At 41.8% G+C, this 9,002-nt stretch carries 6 protein-coding genes and 1 pseudogene; 4 read left to right on the forward strand and 3 right to left on the reverse strand.

Going from position 1 to position 9,002, the window contains the following annotated elements:
• Positions 1-627: 627 nt before the first annotated feature.
• Positions 628-795, forward strand: a pseudogene (locus tag I8748_RS17340) (Uma2 family endonuclease); the annotation flags it as partial.
• 40 nt (positions 796-835) lie between these two features.
• On the opposite strand, the gene I8748_RS17345 reads toward I8748_RS17340, so the two are convergent.
• The 3 genes from I8748_RS17345 to I8748_RS17350 all read right to left on the reverse strand — a co-directional run bounded on the left by I8748_RS17345 (position 836) and on the right by I8748_RS17350 (position 3,844).
• Positions 836-2,458: a DUF1565 domain-containing protein gene (locus tag I8748_RS17345; RefSeq protein WP_198125816.1), complete on the reverse strand. Its 1,623-nt coding sequence runs from the start codon at positions 2,456-2,458 to the stop codon at positions 836-838.
• Positions 2,421-2,618: a hypothetical protein gene (locus I8748_RS34625; RefSeq protein WP_214662617.1), complete on the reverse strand. Its 198-nt coding sequence runs from the start codon at positions 2,616-2,618 to the stop codon at positions 2,421-2,423. The genes I8748_RS17345 and I8748_RS34625 overlap by 38 nt, the downstream gene beginning before the upstream one ends.
• A 371-nt stretch (positions 2,619-2,989) precedes the next feature.
• Positions 2,990-3,844, reverse strand: a complete 855-nt coding sequence (locus tag I8748_RS17350) for a fasciclin domain-containing protein (protein WP_198125817.1) — start codon at positions 3,842-3,844, stop codon at positions 2,990-2,992.
• A gap of 803 nt (positions 3,845-4,647) precedes the next feature.
• Between I8748_RS17350 and I8748_RS17355 the strand changes: the two genes are divergently transcribed.
• The 3 genes from I8748_RS17355 to I8748_RS17365 all read left to right on the forward strand — a co-directional run bounded on the left by I8748_RS17355 (position 4,648) and on the right by I8748_RS17365 (position 8,917).
• Positions 4,648-5,439, forward strand: a complete 792-nt coding sequence (locus I8748_RS17355; protein WP_198125818.1) for a glutathione S-transferase family protein — start codon at positions 4,648-4,650, stop codon at positions 5,437-5,439.
• 61 nt (positions 5,440-5,500) lie between these two features.
• A complete protein-coding gene (locus I8748_RS17360; RefSeq protein ID WP_198125819.1) occupies positions 5,501-7,237 on the forward strand; it encodes a helicase HerA domain-containing protein in 1,737 nt (578 codons plus the stop codon).
• Between the two features lie 696 nt (positions 7,238-7,933).
• Positions 7,934-8,917, forward strand: a complete 984-nt coding sequence (locus tag I8748_RS17365) for an RNA polymerase sigma factor, RpoD/SigA family (RefSeq protein ID WP_198125820.1) — start codon at positions 7,934-7,936, stop codon at positions 8,915-8,917.
• Positions 8,918-9,002 lie beyond the last annotated feature (85 nt).

The raw sequence follows: 9,002 nt of genomic DNA on the forward strand, positions 1-9,002 counted from the left end.
AGTAAAGGTAAGTTCGATGAAAGATTTTGCTGAACCGATTTTGTCAAACTAAATTAACGTGAGTTCGATGAACCTCTCCCTAACTCCTCTTGGACGCGGAGAGGGGCAGAAATATTTTTACTTTCCAACGATAAAATCAAGGTTTCAAAGCCTCTCTTCCTGTGGTAAAGAAGTTTGGAAAGGGGTTTTTAAAACCGTCGAACTCACGTTAATTTAAAAATCAGTAATGTTTTCTTTGCCAATAAATATTATTAGTGTGTAAGTAACTCCATTGGTTTAATCTCCTTTTTTGAAAGCTTGTCGAATGTAACTAGTAGTTGAACAAAAAACTACTAGGAATAATTCTTGGAGAGCAACTGGGTTTTGTGAGGGGCTAAAACCAAAAATGGCAATAGGCTATTTCGCGATATTTAGGCGCAGACCACCGTAGGCATCGCAATAAAAAAACTGGTTATATTCAGAACTTAAAAAGCTAGATGAATAATTGAACACTTTTCGTCTTTCAGTTTTTCAAGCTTGGCAGATTTTAGCCAGTCAAAATCATGAAGTTAAAGACTAATTTAAGTAACTAAGCCGTATGGGGGAAGCGAGCAACGCGATTTTGTGAGATTGGGTAAAAAACAAGCGATGGGTGTAGAATTAGGAATTTGGCAAGGTCGCTATCAGAATCTAGAATTACCTTGGTTGCGGTGGTGGGATAATCAAGGTAATTTGCTACAAATAGGATGGGAGCGATCGCAACACCTAGCTGCAAAGTTAAAAGAATTACGTGTAAACCCCGAAGATTTGGTATAATTATAGATTGGGCAAGATGCCCAACCCACAAAACCATAAATTAAGCAGTCACAATATAAGGCGAGTCAATCACCGCTACACGATTGGCATCTACCAAAGCTTGATAAACGATCGCAGCTACCTCAGCGCGTGTAGCATCGCGGGTAGGATTAAGTTGTTTCGGGTTCGGGTAATTGACGATAATCTGCTTTTGGATAGCTTTGACTACTTCATCTTTGGCATAGTCAGGAATTTTTGCTTGATCGTCAAAAGTTTTAGTTGTGGTTGCATCATCAACAAATAATCCCAAGCCATTCACCAAAGAGACAATCACCTGCACACGTTGAATATTTTGGTTAGGACGGAAGCTATTATCTGGAAAACCAGAGAGAAATAAACCTTGATATGCTTGTTGAATAACTTTCGATGCCCAAAAGTTTGCTGGCACATCTTTGAATTTGATAGCAGCTCGACTTGGCGATGGGTTAAAAGCTTTTACCAGTAAAGCAGCGTATTGGGCCCGTGTCATTGTAGCATCGGGTTTAAAGGTGCGATCGGGAAAACCGTTGATTATCCCCTGTCTGACTAATTCCCGAATAAACGCAGCCGCCCAATGATTACCAATATCAGTTAATTCAATAGGACTAGGAGTAGGTGTTGGTGTTGGCGTGGGTATTGGTATCGGTATCGGCGTTGGTGTTGGCGTTGGCGTTGGCGTGGGTATCGGTATCGGCGTTGGTGTTGGCGTTGGCGTTGGCGTAGGTATCGGCGTGGGTGTTGGCGTAGGTATCGGTGTCGGTGTTGGTGTTGGAACCTGATTATCTACAAACTCTATATTTCCTGACACCTTAGTGGGATTAATTTGATTACCTACAGAAACCAACTTGTTAGAACTGGCATTTTGCAAATCAAATTTAGCGTTGTTGCGTAGAATGTTGCCTCCTGGGTTATTGGTACTGCCGATATCCGGTAGGGCGGTAGCAATTACTGTTAAACCATCCTCAGTATTATTTTCACTGAGATTATTACGCAGTATGGGACGCGCACTACCAGAGACAAGAATCCCAGAACGGTTTTCGGAAATTTTGTTATCTAGAAGCGTGGGTGATGCCGTATCACTTATAGCAATGCCAAAACCTGTTTTAAAGCAAGTGTTACCTTGAATTTGACCTTGGGAATTTTTAGCGATCGCAATTCCATTAGCTGCATTCTCAGTGAACACATTACCTAGAATAACTGGGTTGGCATCGCCTGTAGTAAATACTCCCTCACGCTTACATTGGGTGAAGGTGCAATTAGCAACCACAGGTGTAGTTGATTCAATCCAAACGCCACTACCACGGCTGGCTAAATTTGTGACAGTTACACCCCGGAGTTCGGCAGCATTTTCTAGGACAAAGGTCACATTTTGACCAGCAAATGTGCGACTTAGGTAACTACCGCTGCCTTCAATTAAAATACCACTGCCTTTGTTAGCTTCATTACCAACCACTGTTACCCCTGATGGGACTGTGAGTGGAAAAACTTCCCCACTAGCAGCGTTGTAATTACCATTTGCTAATTGAATCTTAGTATCAGACGTGGCAACCTTGAGGGCTTGCGTAATGGTTTTAAAAGGGGCTTGTTGGCTACCAGGATTACTATCACTACCTGTAGCTGGATTTACGTAAAGAAATTGTGCCATATTTATACTGCCAAAAAATACATAGCGATCCTAGCGCTAACAATTGAACCAAGTAGCGATCGCTAACATTTAATTTGCAACATTGACTACCAGAGTCATCTGGCAGATTCCAGATGGGAAGCAGTGCTGGTAGGGTGCGTTGTCGCCCAGCGCAACGCATCGGCAACAATTAAAGGTGCGTTAGCCTACTGGCATGACCGGACTAAAATAATGCATTAATAAACCACACAGACGCAGAGGAGGGCAGTTGCATGGGTGGGTTTCCCGACTTGAGCAAACTGCCCGTAACACAGAGAGAAAAGAAGATTGCTACTATTTTTTATGCACCAAATTAGTCTGATCGCGTCACTATGTTAAATAACCCCGTTCTAATCTAAATTAAAACGGGGTTTTTCTGATGAAAATTTTATTTCTCAGTTATTGCAATTACAGATAAACTAAAACACATCTAAATTGCATAGGCACTCATCAGCTTATTTTCTTAATGACAGTCAACAGTCAACTTTTATGTAGAACAGCTTCTCTTTTACACTACAAATCAGGAGGTAAAATCACTTTATTGATGGCATGGATAACACCGTTGCTGCCTTGGATATCAGCTTGAACCACTTTGGCATCATTCACCATCACACCTGTACCAGGATCAACTTTGATGTTAATCGCACCGCCTTCTATGCTTTTGACTTCGCCAGATTTCAAATCTGTAGATAACACCTTACCATCTACAACATGGTAAGTTAAAAGTTTGACCAACACTTCTTTATTCTCTGGCTTAAATAACTCTTGCACCGCATCTTGAGGCAATTCTGCAAACGCAGCATCAGTAGGTGCAAAAACTGTAATTTCTTTATTACCCTGCAAAGTATCCGCCAATCCCGCTGCTTTCAAAGCCTTGGTTAGGGTTGTAAAGGAACTGTTGGACTCTGCCAATGCTAACAAGGTTTTGTCTTTAGTATTGGTTGTCCCTGCGGCTGGCGGAGTTTTGCTAGGTGTCTCTGTGGTTGGTACTTGTGTTGGAGGTGTTGCTTCTGGGGTGGTATTCGGAACTGGTGGAGTTTCACTAGGCGCAGTGCGACTACCACGATTATAAGGAGGCTCGTTGAAAATACTTGGTCTAGGATTTGTTGTTCGCTTTCCACCAGACTGTGACACCTGGTTTTTGGGTTTGAGGTTGTCTTTTGTTGTTTCTTGTGTAATCACAGCAGGTGTGTATTGAGCATTTGCCTGAATACGCTGACTCCGGTTATAGGGAGCCTCGTCGAAAATGCTGGGCTTAGGATTTGTGGATTCTTTTGCCCCAGATGGTAAAGTGATTAAGAGACTAACGCCCGCTACTCCCACTACAATTGCCAAGTTTCTCAGCAATTTGCTGTAATTTGCCTTCATAAATTTTGTTTGTTTTGATTTTACACAAGTTACATAAAGACTTATAACATTTTGCTAAGCATAAAATCTAACCTGGGAAGTAAGATTTTTGGTCAAAAGTTTGATGTCCTCCTTAGTATTGAACTTTCACCTATATTTAGCTATTTAGCCTCTTTGATAACTACCAGTGACAAATAACTTATAGCAAAATTCCGCCCATTTGTAAAATTCAATACTTGATTTTGATACAATTCTGTAAACGGCACTTGGTTGTAATCTTTATAGACCTTAACCCAATCATCTGTAATAAGTCATTAGTTTTCATAACAAATAGTTAAAATCAATACCTGTGTAAACCATAGTTATTAGAAACTACGTACATGAGAATGAATAGAAACTCTTTGTGTCTTAGTGTCTTTTGTGGTTATTTGATTTTCTACCACCAAGGCACTAAGGCGAGCCAGTGCGTTGGGGAGACACTGCGTTGCGCGGGTTAAGAGCGTTGAAGCAAGTGTCGTCGGCTTTGCCGACTTGAAGCAACTGGCGTCACAAAGTATAGAAATAAAATATATTGCAGAAGGCGAATGACTCTTAGCTTTGGGTTTATCTATATCTAGTTAATTAGCTGAATCAATTATTTGATGTTGTCATAAATTAAAAAATCGTATTTTTGGCAAAATCGCTGAATTGCCAAAATAGATTGAAAAAGATAAACTATTTGGGCAATGAATTACGTAATAAATTGATTAGTTGACCAGGAAAATTCCTGGAACTAAAGATACAATTATAAAGTTGATTTCGCAATCAGTTATCAGGTATACAATATGCTGGAATTATACCAATGGGAACTATCTCAATACTCAGAAAAAGTGCGCCTGATTCTGGATTATAAAGGGCTAGAGTATCGGAAAATAGAGGTTTCACCTGGAATTGGGCAATTAGAACTTTTCAGGCTGACTGGTCAGCAGCAAGTGCCAGTGTTGAAGGATGGTAATAGATATATTGCTGATTCCACAGAAATAGCTAAGTATTTAGACTTAAAATATCCTGAACGACCACTAATACCCCAAGACCCCAAACAAAGGGGTTTAACTTTATTAATAGAAGAATGGGCAGACGAATCAATAGGTATCAAAGGCAGAAAGGCTCTATTTGCTGGTATTAGTCAAGACCAGAATTTGCGAAAATCCTTGTTACCCGCCTCTACACCAGATATATTCAAAAACCTGGTTGAAGGAGTACCTAGTGATATACTGACAGTCTTAGGATTTGGGGTAGGATATAGCCCAGATGTGATTAGATCAGCGATCGCGGACTTAAAGCAAGACCTAGAAGCATTGACACTGTTGTTAGCAGATAGTCCCTATTTAACAGGAGATGAACCGACCTTAGCTGACCTTGCAGTTGCAGGTTTGTCGATATTGCTAAAATTTCCTGACGGCCCTTATCTCGATTTACCAGTATCTTTGAGAGGTAAAGGAGTACCTACCTTAGCCGATAATCCCGATTATCAACCATTCTTCAACTGGCGCGATCGCCTTTATGCTCAATTTCGCAAACCATTAATCGGTCACAGACCCACTGAAACTGCACCAACTTCAATTCAAATTGAATAGATGACAAATGACCAATGACAACTGACAACTGACAACTGACAACTGACAATTGACTAATCCAATGAATTCGTCGGCACAACCACCACTAGGTTCGGTAATTCAAGGTTCTCTGACTGGGGGGTTAGAAGTACGATTACACCCTGATGTTTCTGTTGAAGATATGCGGGTGGGTAAGTTTTTAGTTGTGCAGGGGATGCGATCGCGCTTTTTCTGTATGCTGACAGATGTGGCACTAGGAGCTGCTAATGCGCGAATTATTGCTAATCCCCCCAATTGGGAAGACACTTTTTTGAGAGAAGTTCTCGCTGGTAGCGGTACATACGGTACCATCAACCTTGCACCAATGTTGATGTTCACTCCCGAATCTGATGAATCCTTCTCACCGACAAACGGTAAATCTGTAAATCCTTTCGTACCATCATCAACCGGTTTGGCTTCATTTCAACCCCAAACCAGTACCACGATGGAACTATTGCCAGTTAAAACTATTCCCAGCCACTTTAGCCAAGTTTATGAAGCGAGTGAAGAAGATTTTCGCCGCGTATTCGGTTGGGAAGATGACCCCCAAAGACGCAATTTTTCCATCGGTAAACCATTAGATATGGATGTGCCTGTTTGTATCGATTTAAACCGTTTTGTGGAACGTAGTAATGGAGTTTTTGGTAAATCTGGTACTGGTAAATCTTTTTTGACTCGCTTACTTTTAGCTGGGGTTATTCGTAAAAATGCGGCGGTAAACCTAATTTTTGACATGCACTCCGAGTATGGATGGGAAGCAGTTGCAGAAGGTAAAAACGTTAATACTGTTAAAGGTTTAAAACAATTATTTCCTGGTAAAGTCGAAGTTTATACCCTCGACCCTGAATCAACAAAACGGCGGGGTGTGCGTGATTCTCAAGAACTTTATTTAAGTTACGAGCAAGTTGAAGTTGAAGATATTAAATTATGCAGTCGAGATTTAGGACTGTCAGAAGCAGCTTTAGATAACGCTAACATTCTTTACAGCGAGTTCGGCAAATCTTGGATTATCCAATTGCTGAATATGACTAATGAAGAAATCGAGATGTTTTGTGAGGAGAAGCGGGGACATAAAGGTTCAATTATGGCTTTGCAGCGCAAACTTTTGCGTATGGATAGTTTAAAGTACATGCGTGCGGTTTGCCCCCAAAATTATATTAATAAAATTGTCCAGTCTTTAGAAGCTGGGAAGAACGTAGTCATAGAGTTTGGTTCCCAGTCGAATATGCTCTCTTATATGCTGGTGACTAACATGATTACCAGACGTATTCACGAGCATTACGTCAAGAAAGCAGATAAATTCTTGCAAAGTAAAAATCCCAGCGATCGCCCAACGCCCCTAATGATTACTATTGAAGAGGCGCACCGCTTTCTTGACCCTGCAATAGTCCAAAGTACAATCTTTGGCACAATCGCCCGTGAACTGCGGAAATATTTCGTAACACTTCTAGTAGTTGATCAACGACCATCTGGGATAGATAATGAAGTTATGTCCCAAATTGGAACTCGCATCACTGCTTTGCTCAATGATGAAAAAGATATTGATGCAATTTTTACGGGTGTATCTGGTGCCGGCGGACTGCGTTCAGTGTTAGCAAAATTAGACTCAAAGCAACAAGCTTTAATTTTGGGTCATGCCGTTCCTATGCCAGTAGTGGTGCGTACTCGCCCATACGATTCTATTTTCTACGCAGAAATTGGCGATCCAGCCTGGGAAGAAAAGCCAGATGCAGAAGTCTTCGCTGCTGCGGAACTAGCCAGAGCCGACCTTGGTTTTTAAAGTGTCAGTTGTTAGTTGTTAGTTGTCAGTTGTCAGTTGTTAGTCCAACAGCATCAGAAGCTTCGCTGTTGGACTAACAGTTGTGTTAACGCCGTGCTACTACTTGTCAGTTGTTAGTTGTACAAGAGTTCATCACCACTGACAACTGACCACTGACCACTGACAACTGACCACTGACCACTAACCACTGACCAATTCGTAACATCCCTCCATAATTACAGTCGTCTGAGTTCGGTTATCCGGCTAGCTCAAGGCAACTGTATAGGAGGTTTTGCCGTCACTATAGATATAGTGCTTTCAAGGAACTTTAAAAAAAATTTGGCCACAAGACAATTTTGCATTATAATTTTTAACCTTCTCCAGGCTACTTTACTAATTGCCTAATTTGCTCTAATATAGAATGTAAGTAGAACTCATACCGACTTCGGATTCGGATTTTATAGTTGCTGCCAGCGACTAGCGACTAAGGAAAACAGAATTATCGAAATTAAACCAGCGTGCTTCTAAAGAATTAAAAATCTACGATTTAGGGAGGGTAGGGGAACCTATCTCAGGGGAGCGGCTTCTGGAAAACGGACGTAATAATATAGATTCCTTGTGGTAGCGCCCTATGTCCCGTCATATATGTACTACCTTTCTTAATTCACTTAGTTATTAAATATTCATTGTGTTTACGGAGTAGAGGACAACGCACCAATGCCAACTGTCAACACCCAAAACGAAAACCTCAACACCAAATTCACGGCTGATATGGTGCGAACCTATCTGCGAGAAATTGGTCGTGTACCACTGCTAACCCGTGAGCAAGAAATTGTCTATGGGAAGCAAGTGCAACAAATGATGAAGCTTCTGGATGCTAAAGAAGCTTTGGCGAAGAAACTAGACCGCGAACCGAGTTTACCAGAGTGGGCTGACCACGTTCAGCAAGCAGAAAACGAGGTGAAGCAGACAGTTTCCCAAGGTAAGCGAGCCAAGCAAAAGATGATTGAAGCGAATCTGCGCTTGGTAGTTGCTATTGCTAAGAAATACCAGAAGCGGAATATGGAATTTCTGGATTTGATCCAGGAAGGAACACTAGGATTAGAGCGTGGTGTAGAGAAATTTGACCCGACACGGGGTTATAAATTCTCGACCTATGCTTACTGGTGGATTCGGCAAGCAATTACACGGGCGATCGCGCAGCAAGGTCGTACCATTCGTTTACCGATTCACATTACCGAAAAGCTGAACAAAATCAAGAAAGTGCAGCGAGAACTAGCGCAAACATTAGGGCGATCGCCATCTCCCGCCGAAATTGCCAAAGAACTGGAATTAGAACCGACTCAGATTCGTGAATATCTGAATATGGCGCGTCAACCAGTTTCTTTGGATGTGCGAGTTGGTGATAACCAAGATACTGAACTCCAAGAAATGCTGGAAGATGAAGGCCCATCACCAGAACATTACACTACTCAAGAGTTCTTGCGCCAAGACTTGAACACCCTGTTAGCAGAACTAACCCCACAACAAAGGGAAGTTTTAGCCCTGCGCTTTGGTTTAGAGGATGGCAATGAGATGTCTTTGGCGAAAGTCGGTGAACGGTTGAATCTCAGCCGTGAACGAGTCCGCCAGTTAGAACACCAAGCCCTTGCTCATCTACGCCGTCGCCGTGCCAATGTTAAAGAGTACGTTGCAAGTTAAAAGCCATGTGCTTTTAGTAGGTGATGCGCCTCCTGAAGTCAGGGGGCGATTTTTTTATGGGGAGATGGGGGGATGAGGGGGATGA

Source organism: Amazonocrinis nigriterrae CENA67 (assembly GCF_016056305.1).
Lineage (GTDB): Bacteria > Cyanobacteriota > Cyanobacteriia > Cyanobacteriales > Nostocaceae > Amazonocrinis > Amazonocrinis nigriterrae.

Bases quoted from the DNA above. Each gene is read 5' to 3' on its own strand.
- I8748_RS17345 (WP_198125816.1), bottom strand. From the start codon at position 2,458: ATGGCACAATTTCTTTACGTAAATCCAGCTACAGGTAGTGATAGTAAT.
- I8748_RS17365 (WP_198125820.1), top strand. From the start codon at position 7,934: ATGCCAACTGTCAACACCCAAAACGAAAACCTCAACACCAAATTCACG.
- I8748_RS17355 (WP_198125818.1), top strand. From the start codon at position 4,648: ATGCTGGAATTATACCAATGGGAACTATCTCAATACTCAGAAAAAGTG.
- I8748_RS34625 (WP_214662617.1), bottom strand. From the start codon at position 2,618: ATGCGTTGCGCTGGGCGACAACGCACCCTACCAGCACTGCTTCCCATC.
- I8748_RS17350 (WP_198125817.1), bottom strand. From the start codon at position 3,844: ATGAAGGCAAATTACAGCAAATTGCTGAGAAACTTGGCAATTGTAGTG.
- I8748_RS17360 (WP_198125819.1), top strand. From the start codon at position 5,501: ATGAATTCGTCGGCACAACCACCACTAGGTTCGGTAATTCAAGGTTCT.